This window comes from Streptomyces sp. B15 (assembly GCF_018070605.1).
Classification (GTDB): domain Bacteria; phylum Actinomycetota; class Actinomycetes; order Streptomycetales; family Streptomycetaceae; genus Streptomyces; species Streptomyces smyrnaeus.
The window spans coordinates 33,993-60,286 of the sequence record NZ_JAGPXJ010000010.1; the positions used below are offsets into that span (position 1 = coordinate 33,993).

At 70.4% G+C, this 26,294-nt stretch carries 31 protein-coding genes and 1 pseudogene; 17 read left to right on the top strand and 15 right to left on the bottom strand.

The window, feature by feature from the left end:
• Positions 1–84: 84 nt before the first annotated feature.
• The 3 genes from KBY19_RS07235 to KBY19_RS07245 all read left to right on the top strand — a co-directional run bounded on the left by KBY19_RS07235 (position 85) and on the right by KBY19_RS07245 (position 2,660).
• Positions 85–921 (top strand): LysR family transcriptional regulator, encoded by an 837-nt coding sequence (locus KBY19_RS07235; protein WP_307842430.1) that lies wholly within the window; start codon positions 85–87, stop codon positions 919–921.
• Between the two features lie 159 nt (positions 922–1,080).
• A complete protein-coding gene (locus KBY19_RS07240; RefSeq protein ID WP_185018312.1) occupies positions 1,081–2,019 on the top strand; it encodes a MerR family transcriptional regulator in 939 nt (312 codons plus the stop codon).
• Positions 2,020–2,162: 143 nt separating this feature from the next.
• Positions 2,163–2,660 carry a GNAT family N-acetyltransferase gene (locus KBY19_RS07245; RefSeq protein ID WP_247690712.1) on the top strand — a complete coding sequence of 166 codons (498 nt, stop codon included), beginning with the start codon at positions 2,163–2,165 and terminating at the stop codon, positions 2,658–2,660.
• Between the two features lie 153 nt (positions 2,661–2,813).
• On the opposite strand, the gene KBY19_RS07250 is transcribed toward KBY19_RS07245, so the two are convergent.
• The 3 genes from KBY19_RS07250 to KBY19_RS07260 all read right to left on the bottom strand — a co-directional run bounded on the left by KBY19_RS07250 (position 2,814) and on the right by KBY19_RS07260 (position 5,414).
• A complete protein-coding gene (locus tag KBY19_RS07250; protein WP_099884847.1) occupies positions 2,814–3,176 on the bottom strand; it encodes an SH3 domain-containing protein in 363 nt (120 codons plus the stop codon).
• A 730-nt stretch (positions 3,177–3,906) separates the two neighbouring features.
• On the bottom strand, positions 3,907–4,533 hold the full coding sequence (locus KBY19_RS07255) for a maleylpyruvate isomerase N-terminal domain-containing protein (RefSeq protein ID WP_307843459.1): 627 nt from the start codon (positions 4,531–4,533) through the stop codon (positions 3,907–3,909).
• Positions 4,530–5,414, bottom strand: a complete 885-nt coding sequence (locus KBY19_RS07260; protein ID WP_099884848.1) for an NAD(P)-dependent oxidoreductase — start codon at positions 5,412–5,414, stop codon at positions 4,530–4,532. Before KBY19_RS07260 ends, KBY19_RS07255 begins: the two co-directional genes overlap by 4 nt.
• Before the next feature lie 156 nt (positions 5,415–5,570).
• Between KBY19_RS07260 and KBY19_RS07265 the strand changes: the two genes are divergently transcribed.
• The 5 genes and pseudogenes from KBY19_RS07265 to KBY19_RS07280 all read left to right on the top strand — a co-directional run bounded on the left by KBY19_RS07265 (position 5,571) and on the right by KBY19_RS07280 (position 8,264).
• Positions 5,571–6,593 (top strand): GlxA family transcriptional regulator, encoded by a 1,023-nt coding sequence (locus tag KBY19_RS07265; RefSeq protein WP_099884849.1) that lies wholly within the window; start codon positions 5,571–5,573, stop codon positions 6,591–6,593.
• 368 nt (positions 6,594–6,961) lie between these two features.
• Positions 6,962–7,213, top strand: a pseudogene (locus tag KBY19_RS07270) (DUF2975 domain-containing protein); the annotation flags it as partial.
• Positions 7,213–7,464: a helix-turn-helix transcriptional regulator gene (locus tag KBY19_RS07275; protein WP_099884850.1), complete on the top strand. Its 252-nt coding sequence runs from the start codon at positions 7,213–7,215 to the stop codon at positions 7,462–7,464. The pseudogene KBY19_RS07270 and the gene KBY19_RS07275, both read left to right, overlap by 1 nt.
• 49 nt (positions 7,465–7,513) lie before the next feature.
• Positions 7,514–7,975: a hypothetical protein gene (locus KBY19_RS37745; RefSeq protein WP_368860985.1), complete on the top strand. Its 462-nt coding sequence runs from the start codon at positions 7,514–7,516 to the stop codon at positions 7,973–7,975.
• Positions 7,857–8,264, top strand: coding sequence for a nuclear transport factor 2 family protein (locus KBY19_RS07280; protein WP_368860986.1), 408 nt, complete (start codon positions 7,857–7,859; stop codon positions 8,262–8,264). The genes KBY19_RS37745 and KBY19_RS07280 overlap by 119 nt, the downstream gene beginning before the upstream one ends.
• Before the next feature lie 417 nt (positions 8,265–8,681).
• Here the strand turns inward: KBY19_RS07280 and KBY19_RS07285 are convergent, their stop codons facing one another.
• Positions 8,682–9,008, bottom strand: a complete 327-nt coding sequence (locus KBY19_RS07285; protein ID WP_099886840.1) for a VOC family protein — start codon at positions 9,006–9,008, stop codon at positions 8,682–8,684.
• 499 nt (positions 9,009–9,507) lie between these two features.
• Between KBY19_RS07285 and KBY19_RS07290 the strand changes: the two genes are divergently transcribed.
• Positions 9,508–9,927: a hypothetical protein gene (locus tag KBY19_RS07290; RefSeq protein WP_210965419.1), complete on the top strand. Its 420-nt coding sequence runs from the start codon at positions 9,508–9,510 to the stop codon at positions 9,925–9,927.
• Between the two features lie 100 nt (positions 9,928–10,027).
• Here KBY19_RS07290 and KBY19_RS07295 read toward each other — a convergent pair whose 3' ends face one another.
• Together KBY19_RS07295 and KBY19_RS07300 are read right to left on the bottom strand one after the other, a co-directional pair.
• The gene (locus tag KBY19_RS07295) at positions 10,028–10,327 is read right to left on the bottom strand and encodes a DUF6506 family protein (protein WP_099884853.1); all 300 of its coding nucleotides are present in this window, start codon (positions 10,325–10,327) and stop codon (positions 10,028–10,030) included.
• A 202-nt stretch (positions 10,328–10,529) separates the two neighbouring features.
• Complete coding sequence (locus tag KBY19_RS07300) at positions 10,530–11,555, bottom strand: hypothetical protein (RefSeq protein WP_210965420.1); 1,026 nt, start codon at positions 11,553–11,555, stop codon at positions 10,530–10,532.
• A gap of 121 nt (positions 11,556–11,676) precedes the next feature.
• On the opposite strand from KBY19_RS07300, the gene KBY19_RS07305 reads away from it, so the two are divergent.
• Positions 11,677–12,327: a TetR/AcrR family transcriptional regulator gene (locus KBY19_RS07305; protein WP_210965421.1), complete on the top strand. Its 651-nt coding sequence runs from the start codon at positions 11,677–11,679 to the stop codon at positions 12,325–12,327.
• Between the two features lie 144 nt (positions 12,328–12,471).
• On the top strand, positions 12,472–13,341 hold the full coding sequence (locus tag KBY19_RS07310; RefSeq protein WP_210965422.1) for a maleylpyruvate isomerase family mycothiol-dependent enzyme: 870 nt from the start codon (positions 12,472–12,474) through the stop codon (positions 13,339–13,341).
• Positions 13,342–13,477: 136 nt separating this feature from the next.
• Here KBY19_RS07310 and KBY19_RS07315 read toward each other — a convergent pair whose 3' ends face one another.
• Positions 13,478–14,518, bottom strand: a complete 1,041-nt coding sequence (locus KBY19_RS07315; protein WP_210965423.1) for a sulfotransferase domain-containing protein — start codon at positions 14,516–14,518, stop codon at positions 13,478–13,480.
• Between the two features lie 660 nt (positions 14,519–15,178).
• On the opposite strand from KBY19_RS07315, the gene KBY19_RS07320 reads away from it, so the two are divergent.
• Complete coding sequence (locus KBY19_RS07320) at positions 15,179–16,408, top strand: acyltransferase (RefSeq protein WP_282106992.1); 1,230 nt, start codon at positions 15,179–15,181, stop codon at positions 16,406–16,408.
• 107 nt (positions 16,409–16,515) lie between these two features.
• Positions 16,516–17,007: a phospholipase gene (locus KBY19_RS07325; RefSeq protein WP_210965445.1), complete on the top strand. Its 492-nt coding sequence runs from the start codon at positions 16,516–16,518 to the stop codon at positions 17,005–17,007.
• A 274-nt stretch (positions 17,008–17,281) separates the two neighbouring features.
• On the opposite strand, the gene KBY19_RS07330 is transcribed toward KBY19_RS07325, so the two are convergent.
• The 5 genes from KBY19_RS07330 to KBY19_RS07350 form a co-directional block, all read right to left on the bottom strand.
• Positions 17,282–18,547, bottom strand: a complete 1,266-nt coding sequence (locus tag KBY19_RS07330; RefSeq protein WP_247690706.1) for a dolichyl-phosphate beta-glucosyltransferase — start codon at positions 18,545–18,547, stop codon at positions 17,282–17,284.
• Positions 18,548–18,573: 26 nt separating this feature from the next.
• The gene (locus KBY19_RS07335) at positions 18,574–20,130 is read right to left on the bottom strand and encodes a cell wall metabolism sensor histidine kinase WalK (protein WP_210965425.1); all 1,557 of its coding nucleotides are present in this window, start codon (positions 20,128–20,130) and stop codon (positions 18,574–18,576) included.
• 23 nt (positions 20,131–20,153) lie between these two features.
• Entirely contained in the window at positions 20,154–20,903 is a 750-nt protein-coding gene (locus tag KBY19_RS07340; RefSeq protein ID WP_307843460.1) for a response regulator transcription factor, read from the bottom strand.
• Between the two features lie 166 nt (positions 20,904–21,069).
• Positions 21,070–21,354 carry a hypothetical protein gene (locus tag KBY19_RS07345; protein ID WP_307842410.1) on the bottom strand — a complete coding sequence of 95 codons (285 nt, stop codon included), beginning with the start codon at positions 21,352–21,354 and terminating at the stop codon, positions 21,070–21,072.
• Positions 21,351–21,680 carry a hypothetical protein gene (locus KBY19_RS07350; RefSeq protein ID WP_247690707.1) on the bottom strand — a complete coding sequence of 110 codons (330 nt, stop codon included), beginning with the start codon at positions 21,678–21,680 and terminating at the stop codon, positions 21,351–21,353. Before KBY19_RS07350 ends, KBY19_RS07345 begins: the two co-directional genes overlap by 4 nt.
• A gap of 185 nt (positions 21,681–21,865) precedes the next feature.
• Between KBY19_RS07350 and KBY19_RS07355 the strand changes: the two genes are divergently transcribed.
• Both KBY19_RS07355 and KBY19_RS07360 read left to right on the top strand, forming a co-directional pair.
• Positions 21,866–22,708, top strand: coding sequence for a helix-turn-helix transcriptional regulator (locus KBY19_RS07355; RefSeq protein WP_210965426.1), 843 nt, complete (start codon positions 21,866–21,868; stop codon positions 22,706–22,708).
• Positions 22,690–22,899, top strand: a complete 210-nt coding sequence (locus KBY19_RS07360; RefSeq protein WP_099884862.1) for a DUF397 domain-containing protein — start codon at positions 22,690–22,692, stop codon at positions 22,897–22,899. Before KBY19_RS07355 ends, KBY19_RS07360 begins: the two co-directional genes overlap by 19 nt.
• 110 nt (positions 22,900–23,009) lie before the next feature.
• Here KBY19_RS07360 and KBY19_RS07365 read toward each other — a convergent pair whose 3' ends face one another.
• The 3 genes from KBY19_RS07365 to KBY19_RS07375 form a co-directional block, all read right to left on the bottom strand.
• Entirely contained in the window at positions 23,010–23,435 is a 426-nt protein-coding gene (locus tag KBY19_RS07365) for a phosphotransferase (protein ID WP_107488712.1), read from the bottom strand.
• Between the two features lie 18 nt (positions 23,436–23,453).
• Positions 23,454–24,728 carry a serine/threonine protein kinase gene (locus KBY19_RS07370; RefSeq protein ID WP_099884864.1) on the bottom strand — a complete coding sequence of 425 codons (1,275 nt, stop codon included), beginning with the start codon at positions 24,726–24,728 and terminating at the stop codon, positions 23,454–23,456.
• A gap of 239 nt (positions 24,729–24,967) precedes the next feature.
• Positions 24,968–25,333 carry a MerR family transcriptional regulator gene (locus KBY19_RS07375; RefSeq protein WP_210965427.1) on the bottom strand — a complete coding sequence of 122 codons (366 nt, stop codon included), beginning with the start codon at positions 25,331–25,333 and terminating at the stop codon, positions 24,968–24,970.
• A gap of 110 nt (positions 25,334–25,443) precedes the next feature.
• Here KBY19_RS07375 and KBY19_RS07380 point away from each other — a divergent pair, with 110 nt between their 5' ends.
• Together KBY19_RS07380 and KBY19_RS07385 are read left to right on the top strand one after the other, a co-directional pair.
• Positions 25,444–25,890: a hypothetical protein gene (locus KBY19_RS07380; RefSeq protein ID WP_099884866.1), complete on the top strand. Its 447-nt coding sequence runs from the start codon at positions 25,444–25,446 to the stop codon at positions 25,888–25,890.
• A gap of 30 nt (positions 25,891–25,920) precedes the next feature.
• Positions 25,921–26,289, top strand: coding sequence for a VOC family protein (locus KBY19_RS07385; RefSeq protein ID WP_210955780.1), 369 nt, complete (start codon positions 25,921–25,923; stop codon positions 26,287–26,289).
• Positions 26,290–26,294: the final 5 nt, after the last annotated feature.

Consider the following 26,294-nt stretch of genomic DNA (forward strand, 5'->3'; position numbering starts at 1 on the left):
CCCGCAGCCCGTGTAGCCCCGGCATCCGCTGCAGCTGTCGCCACTGCGGCTGCCGCCGACGACCTCGCCCCGCACGAGCTCCGCATCCTCGTGGCCGTCGACCGCGAGCGCGGGTTCTCGGCGGCCGCCGAAGTCCTCGGACTCACCCAGTCCGGAGTCTCGCACTCCATCCGCGGGACGGAACGCAAGATCGGAACGGTCCTCTTCGAGCGGGGCCGTAAGGGCGCGACGCCGACCGCTGCCGGTGCCGCCGCTGCCGCCCACGCCCGCCGGGTACTGCGGCTCCTGGACGTTCTGGCCGCGGAGGCCCGCAGCGCCGAGCAGGGCACGGTCGAGGGCCCGCTGCGCATCGCCGCCTTCCGCAGCGCCGCGCTCCACCTGCTGCCGCCCGCCCTGGAGCGCCTCTCCGCCCGCCACCCCGGCATCGAACCGGAGGTGTACGTGGTCCGGGAGCTGGGCGCGGGCACGGCCGGCGAGGTCGCAGAGGGGCGCGCGGACATGGGCATCGCCACGCTCGGCGCCACCTCCGTGCCCGCTGGGCTCATCGGCGACGTCCTCATCGAGGAGTCCTATGCGCTGGTGCACCCGGCCGGTCACCCCGACCCGCGCTCCCTGCCGCTGGTGGACTGGCACGAGAACTGCGGCTCCTACACCCGACGGTGGTGGGCCGGGCAGGACTGGATTCCGAAGGCCACCGTACTGGCCGAGGACGACGGAGCGGTGCTCTCGATGGTGAGCAGAGGTCTCGGTATGGCGATCATGCCCGCGCTCTCACTGAACGAGGCACCGGACAACATCGAGATCACCGATCTCGGACCCGAACGCCCGACCCGTTCCGTGGGTTACCTCACCACACCGGAACTGGCTTCCAGCGCCGCTGTCCGCGCACTGATCCGCGAGCTCAGGGCGTCCCGCCAGTGAGGGCCGGGCCGAGTATGAACGGGGCGACAGCCACACCTCCGCCGGAAGCCTGACGACTGTCGTCCGAGACCTGCGGCCGGGGAGTGGTTGCCCGCCGTCGGGCGAAGGGACCGGGAGCGGACTTGAGTCTCCAGCAGGGGGAGACGCGAAGGTGGGGGCATGGACGGCGACACGCTCTACTCGATCGGCGAGCTCGCTCGACGGACCGGTCTCACGGTCAAAACCATTCGGTTCTACTCCGATCGCGGAATCGTGGCGCCGACGGACCGCAGCCCGGCCGGCTACCGCCTGTACGACATCGACGCCGCCGCACGGCTGGACCTCGTGCGCACCCTGCGCGAGCTGGGACTGGACCTCACCACGATCCGCAAGGTCGTGGACCGCGAGCTCGCGCTTCCCGAGGTCGCCGCGGCGCACGCCGAAGCACTGGCCGTGCAGATCCGCGTCCTGTGCCTGCGGCGGTCGGTACTGACGGCGGTGGCCGAGCGCGGGTCCACACCCGAGGAGACGGAACTCATGCACCGGTTGGCTCAGCTTTCCGAGGACGAACGCCGACGGCTGATCGGCGATTTCCTCGACGCCGTCTTCGGCGGTCTTGACGCCGCCCCCGCATTCGCGGGGGTCATGCGCTCGATGACCCCCGAGTTGCCCGACAACCCGGAGCCGGAGCAGGTCCAGGCGTGGGTGGAATTGGCGGAAATGTCGCTGGACCCGGATTTCCGCGCCCTCGTGCGGCGGCTGGCCGAGGAACAGGCAGCCGAGCAGGCCGGAAGCGGGACGACGGGCCCGCGCCGCGACATTGCCGCAGTCGTCCGTGACCAGGCGGGCCCTGCCCTGACCGCCGGCATCGACCCGGACTCGCCCAGGGCCGATCCGGTCGTCGCGGCGTTCACGGCGCACTACGCGCATCTCCTCGGCCGCCCCGACGACATCGGGCTCCGCCGCCGACTGGCGACTCGGCTGGAGAGCGTGAACGACCCCCGCAGGGAGCGGTACCTCCAACTGCTCGCCGTGGTCAACGGCTGGCCGGCCCCGGAGAGTCTGGCTCCGGTGCTCGACTGGTCCGTCGAGGCTCTGCGCGTCCGGACACGGCAATGACGGGGCCGCAAGGCGGTACGAGCCCCACACGGCCGGCGTCCGGTGAGAAAGCCTACGCATACGATCGGTCGATGAGTTCCCCCGTCGTACTTCAGGCGGCCGCTACGACGGCCTCTCCCGCTCTCGTTCTTCGCCCCTGGCGCATGGCGGACGCTGCTGCGTTGGCCGAGGGGAGCGGTGATCCCGCAACCCGCCAGTGGGCGAGCTCTGCCGTGGACAACGAAGCTGACGGAGTCCGGTGGGTGCAGGCCCAGCAGCGGGACTGGGCGACGGGCGAGCGGTTCGGCTTCGCCGTCCTCGAGGCTCGACCCGGCCCGGTGTGCGAGCAGTTGGTGGGCAGCGTGGTCCTCAAGGGCGTCGCCTCGGGCAAACCGGCTGCCGAGGTGGGCTACTGGACCGCGGCGCACGCGCGCGGCCGGGGAGTGGCCCCACGCGCTCTGGAAGCACTCACCAGCTGGGCCTTCGACACCTTCGAAGCCGACGGGCTGGAGCGCCTCGAGCTCCTGCACCAGGTGGACAACCTGGCATCGTGCAGGGTTGCGCAGAAGAGCCGCTACGACTTCGACACCATTCTGCCCGCGGCGCCGCCCTCCTTCCCCCGCGATGGCCACCTGCACATACGCAGGCGCACGAGCGCCTGAGACCGGGCCTGGGCGGACTCGACCAGTTCGAAGACCGTCGCCGGCCCGGCGGCCCTCGCCTCAGCAAGCGCCACAGAGGAGCATTACCCTGCCCCCGCCCCGCCCGTCCCCTTCCAGGGGCGGACGGGCAGGGGTGGCGATACCTCGGCAGCGCTACTGCGCGCGTTCCGCGGACTCCTGCGCCAGCGTCTTGAGCGGCACCCAGCCCTCGCGGCCGGCACTGTTGCGGCACCACAGCCAGCCGCTCTGCAGGTCCTCCGCCAGGACGTCGAGGACATCGCCCTTCGCGGTGGGGAGCTCCGTCGTGTCGTAGGGCTCTTCGACCCGCACCTTTCCGGACGGTCCGGAAAGGTGCCGTGCCGGGACCCAGCCGGAGCCGTGGGATGCGGTCACGAACACGAACTCGGGCCACTCGCCGTCGCGCTCCCCCGCTTCGACGAACTCTCCGACAGTGAGACGAACAGGTGGGCGCTCCGGGATTTCATGTGGAGTTACGGCGACGATCTGTCTGCTCATGGAGCGACAGTGGCATCAGCCGTCTCCCCCTGCAAGGTCCACCCGGAAGCCCTCCCGCCTTGCGGACGGCGTGCCGTTTGGGCTGCCTGGCCGCCTTGCCGCCTCCGGCGCGGCGACGGCGTCGTGTCGGCGCGACGCGCAGAGCGGGCAGCGGGCCGCCGTGGTCCGCGATGAGCGGGACGGCTGGGATCGTGACCCACCCCCGGCGGGCCGCCTCGCTGGTACACCTCCCAGGCGTGCAGCTTGGATTCCTCAGCTTCGGCCCGTCGACACGCTGTCCACGAAGGCCGCGTTCTGCCGGGGGTTCCAGTACGCGTACGTTCGCCCAGGGGCCGTTCGTCACCAACTTCCAGGAAGTGCTGACACTCGTCGTCGGCGGCAAGGGAGCCTTGCTGGCAGGGGACCCACATCACCCTGTACCACGGCCGTCCCGACATCGCCTACGTTCCGGTGGGTGGAGACCGACCTCGGATACGGACCGCTGTGGCGGTCCGACGGTGGCACCCAGGCAATGGAGCTCTTCGGCCGCACAGCCCGGGAGGTTGCCCGGGTCGATCCCAGGAGGGCGACACCCGGCTGATCCGTCCCACCGGGCGTCGGCCGGGTGCCGAAGTCCTCGTTCGAACGGGCGGAGCGTCTCAGTCCGGGAGCAGACGACGAGCGCTCCTCGCGCCCAGCACGGCCCTCCGGCGGGGGCCTGGCCGCTCCCGGACAGTGTCTGGGCCAGGGTTCAGCGCACGGTGCCGTCCCACTGCCAGGCCGTTCGGTGGGGCAGGCCCGGCAGCTCGGTGCGGCCCGTGCACCACAGCAGGGTGTCCGACGCGGCATGACCGACGGGCGCGTCGGGGAAGAGACGGTCCAGAATCACCGCGCTCACCTCGTTCGACGGACGCAGCTCCAGTCCCAGGCCACGGCCGATGTCGCAGGTGTGGACGGTCAGTTCGGCGAGGCCCATGGCGGCGAAGCCAGATGCGTCGGAGTGGCCCCAAGGGTGCCAGGCCCGCACTGTGGCGGGGGCCTCGCGGACCGCCGAGCGCAGCACGACCGTGGCGATGTGCAGGCCCTCCAGGCAGTGGGCCACGGGGGCTTGGGCGTCGAGCGAGGCGAACAGGGTGATGTAGCGGTCGGTGGGTCGGGCGATGAGCAGGCCCGCGTAGCCGATCAGGCCGAGCGCGAGGTGATCGAGGGCCGCGCGGCAGCTCCACTCCAGGCCCCCCGCCGGGACGGTCCAGTCCCGCTCTGCCGCTTCCTCCAGCGCGGACAGACACTCCTGTCCGGTGGCGGCGAGCAGTTCGTCCCACGGGGGTTGGGGATGTAGCGGGGCAGGAGACTCGGGCCCGGTTGCCTGGCTGCTCACTTGGTGCTCTCCGGCTTCTTCAGTACCTCGATGACACTCGCGTAGCTGTCGGAGCCGTGACCCGCCGCGCGAGCGCGCACCATGGTGGCCTTCAGGAGCTGTGGCAGTGCGTTGTCGACTCCGCGGGCCGCAGCGGCGTGGATGAGGTGGTCGATGGTCGCGATCTGGATGTCGACGGTGGCGTCGTCGCCCGGGTAGTGCCCGGCGTCCACCTGAGGGGCGTAGGTGGTCATGAAGCCGGCCACGGCGGTGAGCCAGCGGAGTGCGACGCGGGTGAACGCTGTGGCGTCCGTTCCCTGTGCCGTGACCACGGAGGTGCCGTGCAGCCAGCCGGTGAAGGTCGACCACATCAGGCCGAGCAGGGCGACGTCGTACAACGAGGCCAGGCCCGGGTCGGTGCCCAGGTGGACGGGGTCGCCGAGGGCGGCGAGGACTGGGCGGTGGGCCTCCAGGAGGGCGGCCTCTCCGCTGTAGAGGAACATCATCTCGGGGTTGCCGACGCCGGGCGGGGTGGTCATGACCGCACCGTCGAGGTAGGCGGCGCCGTGCCGTTCGGCCCACGCGGTGGCCTCCTGGGCCTGCTCCGGGGAGCCCGAGGTGAGGTTGACCAGGGTCTTGCCCTCCAGAGCGGCGGTGGCCGGGCCGAGGACGCCGTACATGACGTCGTAGTCCAGGACGCAGACGATGGTCAGCCCGCTCGCCGCGACGGCCTCGGCGGGGTCGGCCGCGAGCGTGGCGCCCTTGGCCACGAGTGCGTCGGCCCTGCCCGGGGAGCGGTTCCAGACGGTGGTCGGGTGACCCTGGTCCAGGAGCGCGGCGGCCAGTGCCGAGCCCATCGAGCCCAGTCCGACAACGGTCACTGCCTCGCGTACGCGGTTCATGTGCTTTCTCCCTGTAAGCCGGATCCGCCTGGTGGTTCCGCATGGCGGTGGTTGATCACGTAGGCACCACGTTCGCAGCGGGCGACAGGCCGGAACAGTGACAGGAGTGACCACCTTCACCAAATTCCTGCCAGTCCGGCGGCGTACGCTGCCGGCATGAGCGCTGGTTCCGTCGCCCTGGTCGTGCCCGAGGACATCAGGATCCCTTCGTGGGATCTGTACGAGGTGAGCATCCCGTGCACGGTCTTCGGCAAGCCGCAGCCCGATCTGGCCGAACCCTGGTACGACCTGCGGATGTGCGGGGACGGCACCTCGGTGGAAGGCCGACAGGGCGACGAGCCGGCCGGGTCCGGGCTCCAACTGCGCAGTCGCTACGGGCTGGCGGACCTGGCGGGCGCGGACACCGTCATCGTGACGTCGGTGCCCGACGCCTGTGTCGAGGACGGCGCGCCCGTGCCCGGGGAATTGGTCGACGCCCTGCGGCACGCCTACGACGGAGGCTCCCGCATGGTCTCGCTGTGCACCGGCGCCTTCGCGCTCGCCGCGGCGGGGCTGCTGGACGGGCGGCGCGCCACCGCTCACTGGATGCACACCGCACAACTGGCGGAACGGCACCCGAAGGTGCGGGTGGACGACTCGGTGCTGTACGTGGACGACGGCGATGTGCTCACCAGCGCCGGACTGACCGCCGGACTTGACCTGTGCCTGCACCTGGTCCGTCGCGACCTGGGCGCACATGTCGCCAACCAACTGGCCCGCCGGATGGTGGTTCCCGCGCACCGGCCGGGCGGGCAGGCGCAGTTCATCGACCACTCCGTGCCCGCGACGGACGCCCGCGGTCTGGGACCCGTACTGGCCTGGGCCCTGGAAAACCTGCACCGGCCGCTGACCGTGGAGGACCTGGCCCGGCGCGCCGCACTGAGCCCGCGCACCTTCTACCGGCGGTTGCGCGAGGCGACCGGGGTGACGCCGCTGCAGTGGCTGCTCAACCAGCGCATCGGCCAGGCGCAGGGCCTGCTGGAGTCCACCTCGCTGCCGCTGGAGAAAGTCGCCGAACGCAGCGGACTGGGCACGGCCAACAACCTGCGCCACCACTTCCTCAAGCAGGTCGGCGTCTCACCGACGGACTACCGGCGGACCTTTCCCGCCACGGGCGGCGAGCGCCCGCACGGGACCTAGACAAGGGCCGCCAGGCCACCGTGCAAAACCGTGCGCCTGCCGCGCTGGAGCCGGAACCCCGTCGCACAGGCGTGGGGCCCGTTGGGCGAGGTGGGGTTCGGCGCTGCTGCCGGGAGCAGCCGGGTCCCGGCTGCCCCCCCGGATACTCCCTGGCGGACTGGTGCCTGCAGGTCGCTCGGCGGCGGAACCACCAGGCGCAGAACGCGGCCAGGGCCAGGGCGAGACCGAGGTGCAGCACCGTCTCCGCCCATCGAAGGGCCCAGAAGTTGCCGGCGGGCTGGTACGTCACCTGCTTGTAGCCCATGGTGCCGCGCCGAAGCGGTGTCCAGGTGCCAGCATGTTCACGGCGCTGCGGGAAGGGGCTCGACGCGTCCTTCCGGTACGTGGACCTGGTGACCGGAGCCTTTACGGGAGCCGCACTCCTTCTGTGGGCGCTCGGCGCCGTCCTCGCACCGGGCGAGGCCGTCGCACCGGGTATCGTCCTCCTGATCGGCGGGGCCGGCCTGGCGGTGCTCGGGGTCGCACTCATCGTCCTCGTGTTGCGGATGCTGCTCGCCCAGGCCGTCGCGCGCGACATCGAGGCGTCGCACATGCAGGCCGAGTTGGACGAGGTGATCTGATGCCGATCGCCGTCGACATCGACGTGATGCTGGCCAAGCGGAAGATGACCGTGGGTGAACTCGCCGAACGCGTCGGAATCACCCCGGCCAACCTGGCAGTCCTCAAGAACGGCCGCGCCAAGGCCGTGCGCTTCTCGACGCTCGCCGCGCTCTGCGAAGTGCTCGACTGCCAGCCGGGAGACCTGCTGCGCTGGGAGGCCGCAGACGGGTCGGACAGCGTGCCCCTCCGAGATGCACAGGTCGCCGACTAGGCACTGTCTCCTCGAAGGGAACGTCCTGGGTGTCGACCTCTCCGCGCCGATGCTGGAACGCGCCCGCCGTGACGCAATCGCAGAAGGTCTCGACAACATCACCTTCGGGCAGGGCGACGCACAGGTGCACCCGTTCCCGACCGCGGGTTCGTGGGCCCGGACAGCGCCTACGCTCGCGCAACCGCCGCACTCTCGCCGTTCCTGTCCGTTCGAGCGAGCGACACATCGTTCCAGGGCGCGGATCGGAAGCGTGGCGGACCGCTTGTCTTACCTCAGAGGTAATCGCCTTGACGTGCCCGCACCGGCAGGATCGGTGATCTCTCCGCGTCGGAGGACGCGGACCAGACGGAAGGTCAGTCATGTCGAGAGCCGCATCTACCGACACGCGCACTGTGGTCGAGGAGTTGCTGCGCAGAATCGGCGAGGGCGATCCCGAGCGCATCGCCCAGATGTATGCCGACCAGAGCGATTGGAAGCTCGACTGGCCGGAGGCCGAACACGGCCGTACTGACACGCCGTGGATCCGTCACCGGTCCACCCGGGCCGACGCGGCCGCCCACTACCGCGAGCTTGCCGAGTACCACGTGCCGGAATTGGTGGCGACCGAGGTCGAGCGCATCCTTGTCGACGGAAGCGACGCGGTCGTGCTCGGAGAGATCCGTCAGACCGCCCGACCCACCGGGCGTTCCTATCAGGCGCGGTTCGCTCTGCATCTCACCGTCGAAGACGGCCTTGTCACCCGGCACCATGTCTACGAGGACAGCCTCGCCGTCGCCCAGGCGTTCGAGACAGAGGAGTGAAGGGCCACCCGGACGACGAGTCCGCGTGGTGCAGGCACAGTCCGTCCACGAACGCGACCAGGGCCGCCGCCTCCGCCTCGGTGTCGACATCCGCGGCGAGTCGCGGGCCCGTTGCGCGCCGCACAATGCCTCCTCGACGCCCCGCAGGAGCCGCACGGTAGCGTCGCGGTGAATCGCAGCCATGCAGGCGTCGGTGAGCGACGCCTGCACAAAGCCGAGCCGGCCCCGGAGCTCGGCGCGGTGCTCGGCCGTCAGAGCGCCTGCCTGACTGTCTCGACGCCGTCCGGCAGGACGACCTGGCCGGCCGGGACCGTCCTCCCCACCTCATCTCTCGGCGTGCAAGCACCACAGCAGGCGAGCCAGAACCCGTCCGCGCGGGCAGAGCCACTTCGACTCTGACCGCCCGCCACATGCGCGTCAGGCCACCGGGTTCTCCATCAGGGTGACCAGGTTGCCGTCGGGATCCTGCAGCTGGGCGAAGCGGGTGCGTACGCCGCCGGTCTGCACCGGCCCTGCGGTCCGGCCGCGCTCCGCGAGCTCGGCCAAGGCCTGATCCAGCTCCGGCACCTCCAGGTTGAGCAGAGCCGAACCAGCGCGCTGCGGATCCTGGAAGACCTGGAGCCAGCCGCCCGCGGTGAGGTGCCAGTCGGCCAGCGACGGCATCGGCCGGGTGTCCGCCGGGCGGCCCAGCAGCCGTTCGTACCAGGCGACCGCCGCCTCCACGTCCCTCACGGGCGCGACCATCAGAACTCGCGCGACCTCCACGGAGATCACCTGCTCCCTGCTCGATCCGGTGCGTCTTCCTCTACAGACAGCGAGCGAGTACGGAACTCATCGCAGCACGCTCTCAAATCCCGCCTCGAAACACCCGCTGCTCCTCCCGCCTCCACACACCGACGACCGCCTGTGCCCGCGCCCTCAATCAAGCGGTCCGGCAGGCGTACGACGGGAGCAGCCCGGCTGGGCGCCTGACACCGGGCACTGGTGATCGCCGTACCCGCGACCAGCAGTTACGGGACGTTCGGTCGGGAACCGGAACAGCGATGGCCGACGTCCCGAGCTTGGAAGTGGGAACGGCACAGGCAGGACCGAAGGTGGAGCGGTGGCCTCGAAGGGGTGGTGTCGCGCTGCGGCAGTGCGGGCGGTGACGGGTGCCTGCGCGGCTGCGGCTCTCGCCGGCTGTACCGCGGGGGAAGGCGGTCGGACCGAGCGTGCTCCCGGCCCCGCGGCAACCGCAGTCACAGTGGTCCGCGATGATGTGACGTACCCGCTGACCGTCGAAGTCACGGACTGGGGGACAGGGCGGCACCCGCAGGTCCCCGAACGGGGCCGTGCCGTGCGCTTCAGCTACAGCACCACCGCGACCGCACCGCTGCCGGAGACGAGAGTGCAGGTCGCGGTATGTGCGGTGGACTCGGCTGACGTCGTGCTGCTGTGCGACACCGTCGACGTGTACGAGGGAGTGGGCGTCCCACCGGTGGAGACGGGTGACTCCTGGATCGGTCCCGGCGCCGAACAGGGTCCGGACCTGTCCGAGACGGCCCGCGTCGTCCTCCTTCCCGACCAACTGCTCGGCGACGGGCGCGCAGGCGATCCCAAGGACCACGACGGCTACGTCCCGCCCCGCCTTCCGACGCCGGGCGACCGGTTGAGCACCACTTGAACGCTTCCAGGCCGAGCCCCATCCACCTCCGTTCGGCGGTCTCGCCGAGGATGCCCGGGCGGAACCGCACGCCGCGCGGCGACCTGGTTCAGTCGGGCGGTCAGGAGAAGATTGCGTGCACCTGGTCGACGGCCTCGGGGCCGTAGCCGACGGTGCCTACGGGGACCGCGCCATCGATCGCCTCGATGATGCGTCCGGCCCACACCGGCCCGAAGCCTCCGCACAGCTCGATCAGTTGCACACCTTCGTCCACCAGGCGGCGTGCGACTTCAACGCCCTCTTCGGGCTTCTCCACCCCCACGAGGACAGTGCGGCACGTGCCCGTGTCCGTCACGCTGACATCGCCGCCCGCGGCACTGCCGGCAGCCGTGTAGATGAATCCCCAGTGTGTGAGCGCCATGAGCGTGGACCTCCAGTGATCATTGAGGCCACCAGCCAAGCAGGGTCGGGCCCGGCGCCGCCCGGCATTGCGGGCGATCCCCGAGTGATCCGCGCCTCACCCGCCATCGCGTGTCGCGCGTCGTACGTCGCACGCCGTAGTCGCGCGTCGCGTGCCGTACGCCGCGGGTGCGGTGTCGCTGTGAGCCGGCCGTGCCATGTGATCAGGCGCTGTAGAAGTCGGCGAGTGCGGTGAACGCGGCCTTGGGCTCCCAGGGCATGTCGGGATAGGCGTCGCCCCGGCCGTGCTCAAGGACTTTGACGATGCCGGGGCTGGCGAGGTCGAGGTCGTCGCGGGGGTCGCCGTCGGGGCGGTGGGGGAAGCTGTGGAGGGCGAAGAGGAACGCGAATGTGCTGTCGACACCGTGGGTGTCGAACACCTCCAACAGCTCACGCAGATAGCTGGCTTGCCCGGCTTCGTCCCGGGTGAACGTGTCGTTCAGCCGGACCGGAGCGCCGGTCCGGCTGTCGTACTCGGCGATCTCCATGCAGCGACCGCCCAGGTCACCGGCGCCGTGATAGGTCGCGGTGCCGAACTCGGTGATGGCGACCGGCTTTCCCTGGGCGACGAGGGTGCGCACGCCCTTGGAGAACTGGTCGGCGACCTCCGCCGACCGGTACAGGTCCACGCTGACGAAGTCGAAAGGCGCCCAGTCGATGCGTTCGAGCGGTATGGAGGCGTAAGTGATCTTCCCGGCGAAGTGCTCGCGGACGACCGCCACGGCCTCGGCGAGGAAGCTGTTGACGTGTGCGCTGATTTCGCCCACCCGCTCGTGCAGGCGGTCCCGCTGGTCCAGCAGCAACCGAAGCCGGTCCTCCTGGGCGGCGCCGGGCAGGAACCCCTTGTTCATCAAGCTCAACTCGGCGCCGGTGACGAAGACGACCTCGGCTCCCCGCTGCCGCAGCCGCTCCGCGCGCGCCGCACAGTCGGCGAACAGGTCGAGCATTTCCCTGCGGGTCAGTTCCAGGGGATAGGGCGAGAACCAGACCTCCAGGCCCAGGTCGGCGGCGGAGGCCGCGGCCAGTTCCAGTCGTTCCGGATCACCGCCGATGACACGGACGGCGGTGCAGTGCAGGTCGTCACGGATGACGCGTAGCTCCCGCCTGACGACGTCCGGGTCGAAACGCTCACGGGAGAGCGTTCCAGCGCGGACGAAGCCGGTGTCGTAGTTGATGCCCTTGGCCCGCATGATGCTGGTCCTTCCTGCCGGGGGGTGTCGAAGGGGTGACGCTAAAGCGAAATATGCGTGCACGCAAATTTGGAGGCCATGCTAATTTGCGTGCGCGCAGTCGTTGCGGGATGCTGGTGTGGTGACGACACGACGGGCCGGTCTGCGTGAGCGGAAGAAGCAGGCCACACGAGAGGCGTTGCGCGAGGCGGCACTGCGGTTGGCCCTGGAGCGCGGGCCGGACAACGTCCGCGTCGACGACATCGCGGAGGCCGCCGGCGTCTCGCCCCGCACCTACAACAACTACTTCTCCAGCCGTGAGGAGGCGATCGTCGCCGCCGTCACCGCCGAGCGGGAATCCCGGGTGGCGGCGGCAGTAGCCGCCCGCCCCGCCGACGTCCGCCTCGCGGACGGCGTCCTCGCTGCGATCGTGGAGCAGTACACCGCCCCGGGAGAAGCCGGCCGCGACGCACTGCTGCTGATCACCACCAGTCCGGCGCTGCGAAACGCGTTCCTGGACGCCACCGCTGCGATCGAGCACCCCCTCGCCGACGCGATCGACGACAGCCTCGGCGGCACCGACCCGTTCACCGCCCGCGTGCTCGCGGCGAGCGTCGCCGCCGCCGTCCACGTCGCCCTCGAACGGTGGTTCCAGCAGGCCGCCACATCCTCGGCCGGCGGAGGGCTCGTCGTCCCGGCCGGCTCCCTGCCCGACCTGCTCCGCGCCGCGCTGGCACCCCTCACACCCGCTCTCGACGCCGTCGAGGTGCGAGCACGGCGCGACGAGCAGTGACCCCACAGGCGCTTGATCTGCGTCGGCGCGTCAGCGCTCCGCCCACCTCTGACGGGGTCGTGCTCAACAGCTCACGGGCCGGCGGGCCGACGGACGGAACGGAATCCGGTGGGCGTCAGGGCGTCCGGTTGGCAGGATCTCGATATGGACTCACAGCTCAGTGACGTGCCGGGGCACTCCTGGCTCGGTGCCCCGATCGACGCCCGTCCGCTCTTCGGTCCTGAACAGGCCGCGCTGACGGCAACCCTGCGCGGTCTGACGCCCGCCGACTGGCGCAGGGAGGCGGCGCCGGGCTGGACGGTGCGGGATCTGGCCGCCCACCTCCTCGGCGACTTCTACGGGCGCCTCGCCCGAGACCGCGACGGCCACCAGGAAGGACCCCGCTTCGTGCCCGGGGAGACCTTGGAGGCGTTCATCCACCGCATCAATCAGGAATGGGTCGACACCCACCGCCGGGTGAGCCCGGCGGCGCTCGTCGACACCCTGGACCTGGTCGGCGCCCAGGTGGCCCGCTTCTTCGAGACAGCCGACCCCGACGCTCCCTCCCTGGGGGTGTCCTGGGCCGGCGTCGATCCGGCGCCGATGTGGCTGGACAGCGCCCGCGATCTCACCGAGTTCTGGACCCACCGCCAGCAGATCCGCCTCGCCACCGGCCACGGCACCGATCCCGAGGCGCGGTTCCTTTCCGTGGTCCTGGACACCTTCATGCGGGCCCTGCCCCACACCCTGCGCCGGGTCGATGCCCGCGTCGGCACCCAGGTCCAGGTGCGGGTCGAAGGTCCGGCCGGCGGAACATGGACTGCCACTGCCACTGCCACTGCCACTGCGGACCGGTGGTCTCTGGCCGAGCCGGAGACCGGGCGCCCGGCCGCGACCGTCGGCCTGGACCCGGAGACCGCGTGGCGACTGTGTACCCGCGGTATCCAGCCGGACACCGCCCTGGCCCGCGCCCGCATCGAGGGCGACCGTCGACTGGCGGAAGCCGCCTGCCGGATCGTGTCGATCGTCTACTGACCGAGGACCGAGGACCGGGGATCGGGGCCGGGGCTCGGTATCTGCTGATTGGTGGTTCGCCCGCATTACGGCGTACGTCGGCCCGTGCGCCGCCCGGCTCGGCGCCTCGGAGCATGCCGGCCGGGTTCCGTCCGTCCTACGAGTCCGCTCCGTACGGCCTTCGGGCCCGTTCCGTTCCGTTCAGTTCCGTTCCGTTCTCCGGTGCGGCTGGGAGCGGGTGGGTGGGGTGCAGCCAGGCTGCCAGGCCGGGGGCGGCGCAGCGGGCGGTGACCTCCGCGTACCGGCGCAGGTCCTGTTCGGTCAGGACCTCCTGCCACTGCCCGGACGAGCCCCGGTGGAAGAAGTCGCGGGGGCTGCGCCAGACGTCCATGTCGGCCTCGGGGACGAGTTGGTCGGCCCGGCCGCGCATGGCCTCGAAGGTCGCCGCCCGCACCAGGTCGGGGAGCTTCTCCTCTGCCACCGTGATGCCGAGCTGCTGCGCCAGGCGGAGCATGTTTCCCGCCAGGTCGGATTTGAGGTCGTCGTAGTGCAGCAGCACCACGTTGTCGAGGTGCCGGGCTTCCCAGAACGTTCCCAGATGGTGCAGCGTGTAGCGCAGACTCGCCGGTGCCTCGGCCACCGGGGCGCGGTTCTCGACCCAGTGCAGGAAGCCGGATGAGCCCGGCTCGGCGCCCTCCCGCACCCGCCGTGCCGCCATCTCGGCCATCTCTTCGGCCGCCTTCGCGTCGGCCTTCTCCCCGACGGCCCGTGCGCGGGCGCGCGCGACGGCGGCCGGGTCCATGTTGGCCATGTGGTGCTGCGTCGACAGGCCCACGTCGCGCGGATCGCGGCCCACACAGATGTACGTCACGCGCTCGTCGTACGGCAGACCGTCCAGCGGGGTGTGCGACTTGATGAATCGGCGGTGGGGCTGCGCCCGCAGAGCGGCCACCACGTCGTCGCGGTCCCGGTAGAGGGCGTCCAGCCAGGGCGACATGCTGTTCAAGGGCTGTGGGAGGTCGGTGGTGCCATGGATGAGCAGGGCGCAGATCATCTGCGTCCATGTGGTGCCGCACTTGGGCGGAGTACTGATCACGATGTCGTCGCCGCGGAACGGAAAGCCCTCCCACCGCGCGCTGTCGAGGACCGGGGAGCGGTATCGCACCATGGGGCGGCCGTCGACCGCTGTCTCCACCACCGGATCAACTCCTCCTCATTCAGCGGCTCATGCCCCTGGTAGGGCGCCCGCACCGCGCTGCCCGCGGACGCTCTGCTGCTGACCGTACCCATGCCCCATCCCGTGCACCCCCACCTCCGATCAAGCCGCCGGCCGGCATGGCACGCCCGGCTCCGGCGGTGGAAGCGGCAACTCAGGCTCGGCGACCGCCGGCTGCGGTCCGTCCCGGCGACAGAGCCGGGTTCGTCGTCTGGGCAGCCGTGCACCGGCTCGCTACGCTGCTCGTCGACGGGCTCGATGAGGCCCGGTCGAGTCCCGACGGCCCGCAGGAGGCCCGACCGGGAGCCGGGGCGCGTCGTCCGAGCCGTCGTGGGCGGCGGCCCGGTACAGGAGACCGCATCGTCCCAGCGGTGGACGGCACCGCGATCCCGCCCCTCCGGACCGCCTGACCGTGCGGCAGGCAGGAACCACTCAGGCCGTGCGCAACGGGCGGGGGACGACGGGCGAGGACGGTGGGCGGGGACGGGGGAGGGCGCAGGCGTGATGTCGGACGCAGGGCAGCAGGGACAGGCGGCGTTACCCGAACCGGGGCCGGAGCGCGAGCCGGGGAGGGAGCCGGAACGGGGGCCTGCGGACAAGCAGGGGACACGCCCGGCGCAAGAACCGGGGCGGCGAGCGGAACTGGACGCCGTGCGGATGCTGGTCGTGATCGGGCTGGTCTTCTTCCACTCCGCGCTGGTGTACGCCACCGATGACGACTTCTACGTCAAGAACGACGAGACGACCGGGGCCATTCTGATCGTCGCCGGGTTCGGTGTCGTCTGGGCCATGCCGCTGCTGTTCCTCATCTCCGGCCTCGGTGCCCGGCACTCGCTGCGACGGCGCGGCGCGCGGCGGTTCACCACGGAACGACTGCTGCGGCTCGGCGTACCCCTGATCTTCGTGACCCTCGCGCTCAACCCGCTGCCCCAGTGGCTGCGGCTGCGCTCGGCCGACGCCGACCACCATGAGTCGTACCTCGCCTTCCTGCCCCGCTTCTACGACGTTCGTCTGGAAATGGCCGAGTTCCCGTTCCTCCTCCAGGGTGAGCACTTCGAGACCGGACACCTCTGGTTCGTCGTGCTCCTGTTGACCTTCTCCCTCCTGCTGGTGCCGCTCCACCTGTGGCTGCTGCCGCGCGAGCCGGTGCGCCGTATCGGTGACCGGGTGGCGGAGGCGGCTGTGCGCCGGCGCGGGCTGGTACTTCTGCCGGCCGTCGCCTTCGCGGCGCTCTGCGCCGGTGCGCGGATGGAGGAGGACTTCGCCGGCTGGCACCGCTGGTCGTATCTGCTCTTCTTCCTCGCCGGCTTCGCGCTCGCCGCCGACGACCGTTTCCGTACCGCGACGCGACGGGACGCCGGCGTCGCGGCCTGGATCGGTGTCGTGCTGTTCGCCGCGGCCGGCCCCGGCTTCGCGCTGGCCGACGAGCCCTTCACCGAGATGACCGCGCTGGCCATCGCCTCCCGGGCGCTGTTCGGAGCCGCCGGATGGTGCCTGGTGGTCGCCATCCCGGGCCTCCTCGACCGACGACGGCTGCGACGGCTTCGGCGATGGGAAGAGCCGGGGCGGCCAGAACGGCCGGGACGGTCACGGCGACCAGCAATTGAACGCGGGTACGGCTACCTCGCCGCTGCTGTGCTGCCGCTCTACCTTCTGCACCAGCCGATCGTGGTGGGCGTCGCCTACCTCGTGACCGGCTGGTCGGCGCCGATACCGGTCGAGTACTCCGCCCTCGTCGCGATCGCCCTCGCCCTCACCCTCGCCGCGTACGAACTGCTGGTCCGCCGGACGAGAGTGACCCGCTTGTTGTTCGGGATGCGGAGTCGAAGTCCGCGCCGGGGCGCCAACGAGGCGCGCTCAATTGCTAGTTGAACGCATCTGTTCAGGACGTGCACGCGGCTGGCAAGCTTGGCGTGCCCCGGCGAACCCCACCTGGCCTGGGGCATCTCTGGCTCGTCCTCTCGGAGGTCTTCATGAGAATGCGCCGCCGTTACACCGTCCCCCTCACCGTCGCCGCTCTGGCGCTTCCCGCCGTACTCGTTCCGGCCGGCTCGGCTTCGGCCGCTCCCGCCGACAAACTGCAGGTCCTCAGCTCATGGACGCAGACCAGCGCGTCGAGCTACAACGCCTGGTACGCCGCCCGGCAGAACCAGGGGCAGTGGGCGGCCTACGGGTTCAACTGGTCGACGGACTACTGCAGTTCCTCGCCCGACAACCCGTTCGGCTTCCCCTTCCAGAACGCCTGTGCCCGCCACGACTTCGGCTACCGCAACTACAAGGCGGTCGGCGCCTTCTCCGCGAACAAGGCCCGCATCGACTCCGCGTTCTACGAGGACCTCAAGCGGGTCTGCAGCCGCTACTCGGGGGCGACGAAGACCGCTTGCAACTCGACGGCGTGGACGTACTACCACGCCGTCGACATCTTCGGCCTCAAGGGCGCGGACAAGGCTGCCGCCGCCAAGGCCGCCTGACGGCTTTCGGGCCTGCGGGCTTGCAAGCCGTCAGGCATGACGGCTTGCAGGCCTGACGATGTGCGTGCCTGAGCAGGCTGTGCCGCACACCCCTTCCCGCCGCAGTGGTGAGCAGTCACCGGGGTCGTCTGCCCGGTGGTGCCGTTGCGGCGGGAATCCGCCGTACGAGGTGGGGCGGTGCGCTGTGTGCAGCGTGTGCAGGTGTGTTGTGGCTGGGCGCGCGGTTCCCCGCGCCCTTGGGGGCGCGCCCTCTTGGAGGACTTGAAGAAGGCACTCAGCGGCGGGTGAAGACCCAGGCGCGGAACAGGACGAAGCGCAGGACCGTCGCGGCGAGGTTGGCGCAGACCAGGACCGCCAGTTCGGCGCTGTGCGGAGCGTCGGCGGCGGCGGTGTCCAAGGCGGCGAGCGAGCCACTGGTGAGCGCCAGGCCGACGGCGAAGACGAGCAGTCCCTGGGCCTGGTGCCGCACGGCGCGCTCGCGGCCGCGTACGCCGAACGTCAGCCGTCGGTTCGCGGCGGTGTTGCCCAGCGCGGACAGCAGCAGGGCGAGCGCGTTGGCAGCCTGGGCGCCCATGCCTTGCCGCAGCAGGGAGTAGAGCCCCAGGTACAGCAGGGTGCTCAACACGCCGACCAGGCAGAAGCCGATGAGCTGGCGCGGCAGACCGCCGGGTACGCCGGCAAGGTGGCGGTCGCGCGGGTCGTCGCCGAACGGGCGGCGCAGCCGGTCCAGGGGCAGCGTGCCGCTCGCCAGCGCTCGCCCGACCCGCCAGACGCCCTTCAGGTCGTCGGTGACCGTGCGCAGGATGTCGACCCGCGAGTCGGGGTCGTCCACCCAGTCCACGGGGACCTCGTGGACGCGTAGCCCGGCCCGTTCGGCCAGGACCAGCAGTTCGGTGTCGAAGAACCAGCCGTTGTCCTGCACCAGGGGCAGCAGTTGGTCGGCCACTTCGCCGCGTACGGCCTTGAAGCCGCACTGTGCGTCCGAGAACCGGGCGGCCAGTGAGCCGCGCAGCAGCAGGTTGTAGCCGCGCGAGAGGACCTCCCGCTTCGGTCCGCGCACCACGCGTGAACCGGAGGCCAGCCGGGTGCCGGTGGCGACGTCCGAGTGCCCCGAGATCAGCGGCGCGACAAGCGGCAGTAGCGCGTTGAGGTCGGTGGACAGATCGACGTCCATGTAGGCGCGTACCGGAGCGTCGGAGGCGGCCCATACGGTGCGCAGGGCGCGCCCCCGCCCCTTCTCCTCCAGGCGCACCAGCATCACATCGCCGAACTCCTGCGCGAGTTCGCGGGCGACCTCCTGGGTGCGGTCCCGGCTGGCGTTGTCCGCGATGGTGATGCGGAAGCCGTAGGGGAAGTGGCGGGTCAAGAAGGTGTGCAGCTGTCGGACGCAAGGTCCCAGGGCCGTCTCCTCGTTGTGGACGGGCACCACCACGTCCAGAACGGTGGTGGTGCGCAGCTGGGACGGCAGATGATGACGGGCCGGCAGGGCCGCGCTCGCGGCGAGGTCGCCGGGGTCGGCGAGACGGGTTGGTACGTTCATGCAGCCGACCGTCCCGGGCCGGCCTGTCAGCCCGGTGTGGCCAGGCTGTGAGGCGGCTGTGAGGTGTCGGATCCGGCGCAATCCACCGGCAGGCACACGGTGAACACCGTCCTGCCCGGGCGGCTGTCGACCCGCACGTCGCCCTCGTGAGCGGACACCACCGCCGCCACGATGGCCAGTCCGAGTCCGGTGCTGCCGTGGTGCCTGGAGCGTGAGGCGTCGCCCCGCGCGAAGCGTTCGAACACCCGCTCCTGGACGTCCGCGGGGATACCGGGGCCGTCGTCCACGACCCGCACCTCCACATGGTCGCCGTCACCGCGCAGCGCCAGCCCGGCGCACACGGTGGTTCCCGGAGGGGTGTGGGTGCGGGCGTTGGCCAGCAGATTGACCAGCACCTGGCGCAGTCGCCCCTCGTCACCGGTCACCAGCAGCGGCGACGAGGGCAGCTCCAGACGCCACCTGTGCGCGGGCCCGGCCACCCGGGCATCGCTGACCGCGTCGACGACCAGCGCCGAGACGTCCACCGGGCGTCGCTCCAGCGGCCGTCCGGCGTCGAGCCTGGCCAGCAGCAACAGGTCCGCCACCAAGCCGCTCATGCGGACGGCCTCGGACTCGATCCGCTCCAGCGCGTAGCCGTTGTCCAGGTCCGAGTCCGTCTGCTTGCGGCGCGAGAGCTCCGCGTACCCGCGGATCGACGCCAGCGGCGTCCGCAACTCATGGCTCGCGTCCGCGATGAAGCGGCGCAGCCGCTGCTCGCTGTCGTGCCGGGCCGCCAGCGCGGAGCCGACGTGCCCGAGCATGCGGTTCAGCGCCGCCCCGACCTGGCCGACCTCCGTCCCCGGATCGGTGTCCCGCACCGGCACCCGTTCGCGCAGCCGTACCTCGCCGCTGTGCAGCGGCAGTTCGGAGACACGGGTGGCGGTGTGCGCCATCCGCCGCAACGGCCGCAGCGCGACCCGTACCGACGCCGCGCCCGCGATCCCCGCGCCCAGCAGACCGGTACCGGCCACACACACCTCGACCAGGACGAGCGTGCTGATCGTGTCGTCGACCGAAGCCGTCGGCAGACCCACCAGCAGCGTGCCGTCCGCCACATGCACGGACGTCACCCGGTAGCTGCCCACCTGCGGCAGCTCGGCCGTGTGCGGCCGGCCGTCTCGCGGTACCGAGGCCAGCGCAGCCGACTGGGCACTGGTCAGCGGCTGGATGTCGACTCCGGGCCTCCCGTCGGCCGGCTTCTGCTGCACGCTGCGGGCCGCGGAGCTGAAGGATCCCTCCTCCGTCCCTTCGGTGAAGGCGCCGACGGTGCCCACCGGCTGCCCGCCCACCCCCAGGAACCGCAGCTTCTCCAACCCCTCCGGCCGTGGATGCCCGGGCGGCCCCGGCCCCGCCGCACGGAAGGTGACGTCCTTCAGCTGGCTGTCGAGTTGCTGGTACAGATAGGTGTGCAGGGCGATCGTCGTCACCGTACCGATCACGGCGGCCACCACCGCGATCATCGCGACGGCCGAGAACACCAGCCGGGCCCGCAGCGAGCGGCGCAGCCGCAGCCGACCGCGCAGCCGGCCGAAAAGACGGGACATGACGGCAGGCCCTCGCTCTTTCCTCACTCCGCGGCCGGCTTGAGCAGATAGCCCGCCCCGCGCCGCGTATGGATCATCGGGGCCCGCCCCGCGTCGATCTTCCGCCGCAGATACGAGATGTACAGCTCCACGACGTTGCCCTGACCGCCGAAGTCGTACGACCACACCCGGTCCAGGATCTGCGCCTTGCTCAGCACCCGCCGCGGGTTGCGCATCAGATAGCGCAGCAGCTCGAACTCGGTGGCCGTCAGCCGGATCTCCGTACCGCCCCGCGTCACCTCGTGGGTGTCCTCGTCCAAGGCCAGATCACCGACCACCAGCAGCGACGACGGCTGCCCGGCCGCGGTCGCCCCGGCGCGCCGCAGCAGCCCCCGGAGCCGGGCGATGACCTCCTCCAGACTGAACGGCTTGGTCACATAGTCGTCGCCGCCCGCCGTCAGCCCGGCGATCCGGTCCTCCACCGCGTCCCGCGCGGTCAGGAACAGCACCGGAATCCCCGGGGCCACCGCATGCAGCCGCCCGAGCACGGTGAGCCCGTCCACGTCGGGCAGCATCACATCCAGCACCACCGCATCCGGACGCCACTCCCGCGCGGCACGCACCGCCGCCTCACCACCGCCCTCCGCCCGCACCTGCCAGCCCTCGTACCGCAGGGCCATCGACAGCAGCTCGGTGAGCGACGGCTCGTCGTCGACCACCAGAATGCGCACCGGACTGCCGTCGGGCCGCCGCAGCGGCTCCTGCCCCAGCGCCCCGGCACGCGCAGCGGACACCACCTTCTCCTCCATGCACGGCAGCCTGCACGCCGAACCTGAGAGACAGCTGTGAAAGCGCTGGGAGGTGGCTGAGAAGGCGTCCCGCCTGCGCGGCCGGGCTCATCCCGGCACGTGAGACCGCACTGGCGCGTCGGCACGCCGGCCGCGCGGCTCCCTGGGCGCGTCACAGAGTGCTCACCCCGCTGAGGTCGAGGGTCTGTCTGCTGCGCGCGTTCAGTTCCGCGACGCGGGCACTCAGCACTTCGGCGTGGGTAAGCAGCCGGACGCGGTCGGGGTCCGCGTCCCACTCCCGTCCCCCGCTGAGCGGCCGGAGCCGGAGACAGCGGCCCTCCCGCCCCGTCACGAGCCCGACCCGGGCACTGGCGAGGTCCCGTACGGTCGAGCCGACGACCGGCTCCACCGGCGCGGCGGTGGCGGGCGCCTGCGGCTGGGGGCCGCCATCCGTCACCGGCCCGCACCGCGCGCGATCACGGCCGCCAGCGCGTGGGCGACGGAGGAGGAACAGACGCCGAGGTGTACGAGCGCGTAGCGGGCGGCCCGCGCGCAGTCCGGGGCGTCCTCGCCGTCGCTCGCCGACGCATCCCGCCATGGGGTGCGTACGTCCATGGCCGGGAGCTGGATTCCCGCGCGGGTCAGCGCTCGGGCCAGGGCGTCGCGCGCGTCCACCGCCTCCCGGATCTTGACGGCCCCGGCCGGAGTCCGGCCCTCCGTCCAGCCCCGGAGTTCGTTCTCGTGTGCGGTCTCGTCCCGGTCGGCTCGCTGCGGGCTCGTCATAAGGGGTACTCCTGAACTTTTCATTGTTTGTTCTGATATTTCGCCACCCGGAGTGCACCGTCTGAACTACCGTGCGTGATGGGCGCATTACGAGAATGCGGCCTCGCTGAGCTGCGCACACCGCAGACCGGTTGTGCTTCCCCGGCAGATCAGCGCATGTTCCACACCTTCCACGGAGGCACACCATGCCGACGAGGCGAGCGGTCACCGGCCGCAGCCGCGAACCACGCGCCCGGTTCGCGGAGGAACTGCGGCACCTGCGGGCGCAACGCGGGGAGAGCCTGCGCCAGCTCGGCGAACGGCTGGGCTGGGACTGGTCCCTGTTCGGAAAGATGGAGAGCGGCGAGACCCTGGGCGGGCCCGAAGTGGTCGAGGCCCTGGACCAGCACTACGGCACGCCAGGGCTGCTCCTGGCCCTGTGGGAGCTGGCCATCAACGACCAGACCCAGTTCCGCGAGCGCTATCGCCGCTACATGGAACTGGAGGCGAAGGCGACGAGCCTGTGGCACTTCGCGGTGAGCGTCGTTCCGGGGTTGTTGCAGACCCCTGAGTACGCAAGGGAGGTTCTTTCCGCTGGCGGGCTGAAGGGCCCGGAGCTTGAGCAACAAGTACAGGCGCGAATGGGACGACGCTCTCTGCTGGCAGGCGACGAGGCACCGCCGTTTTGGACCATCGTGTCGGAAGCAGTGTTGCGGACGCCGCTGCGGGACGTCGGAGAGTGGCAGCAGCAGTTGGCGTACATCAGGGACGTGACACAGCGAAGCAACGTCACCTTGCATGTGCTGCCGTTCGACGCTGGATTGCACGGCTTGGTAGGAACAGACATGTGGTTCCTCCGATTCACGGACGCACGTACCGTGGCGTACAGCGAAAGCACCTACCGTGGCGACCTCATCGAGGAAAACGCGTCGGTTGAGCGTTTGCAGCGTGCGTACGATGCGTTGCGCGACTTGGCGCTGTCCCCGGCTGAGTCGCGGAAGTTCGTCCTGCGCATGTTGGAGGAAGTGCCGTGCGATCCCTCGATCTGAGCGCCGTTACCTGGCGCAAGAGCTCCTACAGCAACCCAGACGGTGGCGCATGCGTCGAGGTCGCGGACGACCTCCCCGCTGTCGTCCCCGTCCGTGACAGCAAGACCCCGCACGGGCCGGTCCTGACGTTCGCGGCGGACGGCTGGTCGGCGTTCGTATCGGCCGTCAAGGGCGGCGAACTGCGCGCCTGAGCGACAGCAAGAACAGGGAAGCGGCTCCAGCATCGTAGGTCGCTGGAGCCGCTTCCCTGTGTACTTCAGCCAGCCCACCTGGCGCTGGTGAGAGTCTGTTCCGATCCCTCTCAGCCTCGCAACGAGGTCATTTTCTCCACCGAATCCACGAATTGCAGCATCTCGTTGTGGATGGAGCTCTTGGCCGGGTCGGGGAAGCGGATGTTGTGCCGGTAGTAGCGGTGGAAGGCGATGCTCAACGCAGCGTGCACGATCTCCATCGGCAGGGCTGCCGCGTCCTCGTCCGACAGCGGTGCGATGTCCTGGTATCCGGAGAGAAGGGCGTCCAGTCGCGCCGGGGCCAGGTTCCCGGCGTCCTGGGCAAGCCCTACGGCCGCCATTCCGAGGTCGAGGAGGGGATCGTCAAGCGAGATCGTCTCCCAGTCCAGCACCGACAGGTGACCGTCCTGCCGTACGACGACGTTCGGCCTTGCGATAGCGGCGGTGGAGTCGGCGGCAGCCGGCGAGCCAGGCCACGGTGCGTTTCGGTGGTCCACTACAGCGGAGGAAACTTGCTAATCGGGTAGATTCTCCGAGCCAACCAGCACGAAGCGGAAAAGCTGGTTCATCCCACCGTGGCCGGGGTACTGGATGATCGGCGTGTGGTCGTCGGTGCGGCACTCATGGACGTCCAGCCGCTTGCCGGCGAACGTCCCGATCTCGAACAGGCCCTGGCCGATCGGGTGGAGGGTGAACTGCTGGTTCGGTCCACCGTGGCGGCTGTGCTGGACGATCTGAGTGAAGTCCTCGGTGCTGGCACCCCAGACGTCCAGACACTTGCCGGCGAACGTCCTGATCTCGTACAGCCCGTCACCGATCGGGTGGAGGGTGAACTGCTGGTTCGGCCCACCGTGGCAACTGTGCTGGACGATCCTCGTACCGTCCTCGGTGCTGGAATACCAGACGTCCAGGCATCTGCCGGCGAACGTCCAGATATGGAACGGACCCAACGGGCCACTGCTGAGCCGTCGCAGCGCCCGCCCGAGGGCGGCGGCATCTGAGTACCGCTGGGCGGGGTCCTTGTCGAGCAGGGTCAGCACGAGATCGTCCCAGTCGGGCGGGACGCCTTCGGACACCGAGCTGGGCGTGGGCGGCTGCTGGGTGGCGTGCGCGGTGATGTAACCCATGGCATCGGGGGCCTGAAACGGCTGCTGGCCCGTGATCAGCTCGAAGAGAAGGCAGCCCAGGGCGTACAGGTCGCTGCTGGGTTCCGGGTAGCCGCGCGCCTGTTCAGGGGCCATATACGCGGGACTACCCATGATGAAGCCCGTCCTCGTGACCCGGGTCGCGATGGGATCGGCTGCCTTGGCGATGCCGAAATCGAGGACCTTCACGACGCCAGATGGTGTGACCAAGATGTTGGACGGCTTGATGTCCCGGTGCGTGATCCCGGCTTTGTGCGCGTCGTCAAGCGCCTCACAAATCTGCACGCCCCACCGGGCCACGTCCGGTAGAGGGACGGCCCCTCGGTTCAGCACCACATCCAGGCCCTCGCCGCGGACCATCTCCATCACCAGGAACGGGACACGGTCATTCCCCGCGCCAGTCTCGCCGAGATCGTGGACGGTCACGATGTTGGGATGCTGCAACTGGGCAGTGATCCGGGCCTCACGCAGGAATCGGACACGTTCCTGATTGCCGCGACTTCCGCCACCGGCGAGCTGGAAGATCAGCTTGACGGCGACCGGGCGTCCCAGCGTCTCGTCCTGCGCCTCCCACACCTCCCCCATCCCGCCCTCGGCGAGCTGCCGCACCAACCGGTAACGGCCCGCTAGTAGCTGGTCCTGCACTGCTACGCCTCCCCGTTTCGAACCCTGCTGCCTCTCTGCACGCGAGCGGAGGTGCCCGGGCAGGGTCAGTTTCGCGCACGGGCACCACTCCGTCAGCCACTCGGGAGCATGCCATCGCGCATCTCACCATGGGGCGAAGCGACGGAGTTGCACGAGACGTCAGAGGGCCTGGTCCGCAACTGGTGCAACGAGGCGGCTCCGCGTCGATCGAGGGCGCGGGGGCCTCTCCGTGGGTGCGCTCAGTCGTCTCGCTGTGCGGGGCGCAGCGGACACCCCGTGCCGACGCGCGATGCGAGGTCGGCGCGCAAGCCGGCGAGTTCGGCCATGCGGGCGTCGATGAGCTGGATCTTCTCCGCCAGGAGAGCGGACAGCGCATCGGCCGAATCCGGTGCGTCACGCAGTTCCTCGCCGTGCTGTGCGATCTCGGCCAACGAGAAGCCCAGCTTCTGTGCGGTGCGCACGTACTGCAGCCAGGTCACTGCCTCCGGCGGGAAGTCACGGTAGCCGTTGGCCAGTCGTCGGCCGGTGACGAGGCCGATCTTTTCGTAGAAGCGAATAGTGTCCTTCGTCAGGCCGGTTTGCGCGGCCAGCTCTCCGATCCGCACAGCCCTCTGCTCCCCCCTCGGCCACTCGGCCTTGACCTTGGAGCGTACTCCACTGTTTAGCGTGACGCCGTCTTGCCGAAAGGCGCTGCAGAACAGTGGGAGTTCCGGTCATGATGCGTTCCTTCTCTCCTTCCCAGCCCGCGTATCTTGGCGTCGTACGCGCGAGCGCCTGGTACGACCTCGTCGTCACTGCGGGGTTCGCGACGCCGTGGTCGTATGCGCTGTTGCACGATGGCCTGTCGTCGCTCGGCGACGCGCTGGGTCTGGGTGTGCTGCCCGCCCTCGACCCGATCCAGACCCTGTACGCGAACCTCATGGGTTCGGTCGTGGTCGTCTGGGCACTGCTGCGACTCGTCAGGCCGCTGGCGGTGCATGGCCTGTTCGACGGTGCGGCGCGGACGCTGTTCGCGATGTGGCAGGCGTACGCGCTCGCGCACGGTGCTTTCAAGCTGCTCTGGGTCTTTTTCGTCGTGGAGGTGGGTTTCGGTCTGGCCCAGCTTCTGCCGTGGTGGCGGTCCCGCTCCGGCGATGTGGAACCGGTGCTGCAGGGACGGTGACCTGTCTCACCCGTCTGCCAGAATCGGAGCGTGTTGAGAGTCGGTTCGGTCGTGCTGGGCGTCTTCGATGTGCCGCGTGCGGCCGCGTTCTGGACGGCGGCCCTGGGCTACGTCCCCCGCGAGGAGATGGCGGACGACTGGGTGGTGCTGGTGCCGGCGGAAGGGGCCGGAGTGCAGCTGTCACTCGGCCTCAGCGAGACACCCGTCCAAGAGCGTCCCCGGGTTCATCTGGACCTGTACGCCGGGGACGCACGCGACCAGGCCGCCGAGGTCGAGCGGCTGGTCTCGCTGGGGGCGCAGCGCGTCGACTGGGATCTCGCCCCGGAGGACGCGGACTTCGTCGTGCTCGCCGACACGGAGGGGAACCGGTTCTGCGTCATCGACACCGGACATCACTGACGGCG

Excerpts from the sequence above, each read along its gene's own strand:
- KBY19_RS07335 (WP_210965425.1), bottom strand. The coding sequence starts at position 20,130 with ATGTCCCGTCTTTTCGGCCGGCTGCGCGGTCGGCTGCGGCTGCGCCGC.
- KBY19_RS07250 (WP_099884847.1), bottom strand. The coding sequence starts at position 3,176 with ATGAGCAGACAGATCGTCGCCGTAACTCCACATGAAATCCCGGAGCGC.
- KBY19_RS07285 (WP_099886840.1), bottom strand. The coding sequence starts at position 9,008 with ATGGTCGCGCCCGTGAGGGACGTGGAGGCGGCGGTCGCCTGGTACGAA.
- KBY19_RS07350 (WP_247690707.1), bottom strand. The coding sequence starts at position 21,680 with ATGACGAGCCCGCAGCGAGCCGACCGGGACGAGACCGCACACGAGAAC.
- KBY19_RS07355 (WP_210965426.1), top strand. The coding sequence starts at position 21,866 with ATGCCGACGAGGCGAGCGGTCACCGGCCGCAGCCGCGAACCACGCGCC.
- KBY19_RS37745 (WP_368860985.1), top strand. The coding sequence starts at position 7,514 with ATGCTGGAACGCGCCCGCCGTGACGCAATCGCAGAAGGTCTCGACAAC.
- KBY19_RS07310 (WP_210965422.1), top strand. The coding sequence starts at position 12,472 with ATGGACTCACAGCTCAGTGACGTGCCGGGGCACTCCTGGCTCGGTGCC.
- KBY19_RS07330 (WP_247690706.1), bottom strand. The coding sequence starts at position 18,547 with ATGAACGTACCAACCCGTCTCGCCGACCCCGGCGACCTCGCCGCGAGC.
- KBY19_RS07275 (WP_099884850.1), top strand. The coding sequence starts at position 7,213 with ATGCCGATCGCCGTCGACATCGACGTGATGCTGGCCAAGCGGAAGATG.
- KBY19_RS07245 (WP_247690712.1), top strand. The coding sequence starts at position 2,163 with ATGGCGGACGCTGCTGCGTTGGCCGAGGGGAGCGGTGATCCCGCAACC.
- KBY19_RS07260 (WP_099884848.1), bottom strand. The coding sequence starts at position 5,414 with ATGAACCGCGTACGCGAGGCAGTGACCGTTGTCGGACTGGGCTCGATG.
- KBY19_RS07325 (WP_210965445.1), top strand. The coding sequence starts at position 16,516 with ATGCGCCGCCGTTACACCGTCCCCCTCACCGTCGCCGCTCTGGCGCTT.
- KBY19_RS07300 (WP_210965420.1), bottom strand. The coding sequence starts at position 11,555 with ATGCGGGCCAAGGGCATCAACTACGACACCGGCTTCGTCCGCGCTGGA.
- KBY19_RS07240 (WP_185018312.1), top strand. The coding sequence starts at position 1,081 with ATGGACGGCGACACGCTCTACTCGATCGGCGAGCTCGCTCGACGGACC.
- KBY19_RS07380 (WP_099884866.1), top strand. The coding sequence starts at position 25,444 with ATGATGCGTTCCTTCTCTCCTTCCCAGCCCGCGTATCTTGGCGTCGTA.
- KBY19_RS07295 (WP_099884853.1), bottom strand. The coding sequence starts at position 10,327 with ATGGCGCTCACACACTGGGGATTCATCTACACGGCTGCCGGCAGTGCC.
- KBY19_RS07265 (WP_099884849.1), top strand. The coding sequence starts at position 5,571 with ATGAGCGCTGGTTCCGTCGCCCTGGTCGTGCCCGAGGACATCAGGATC.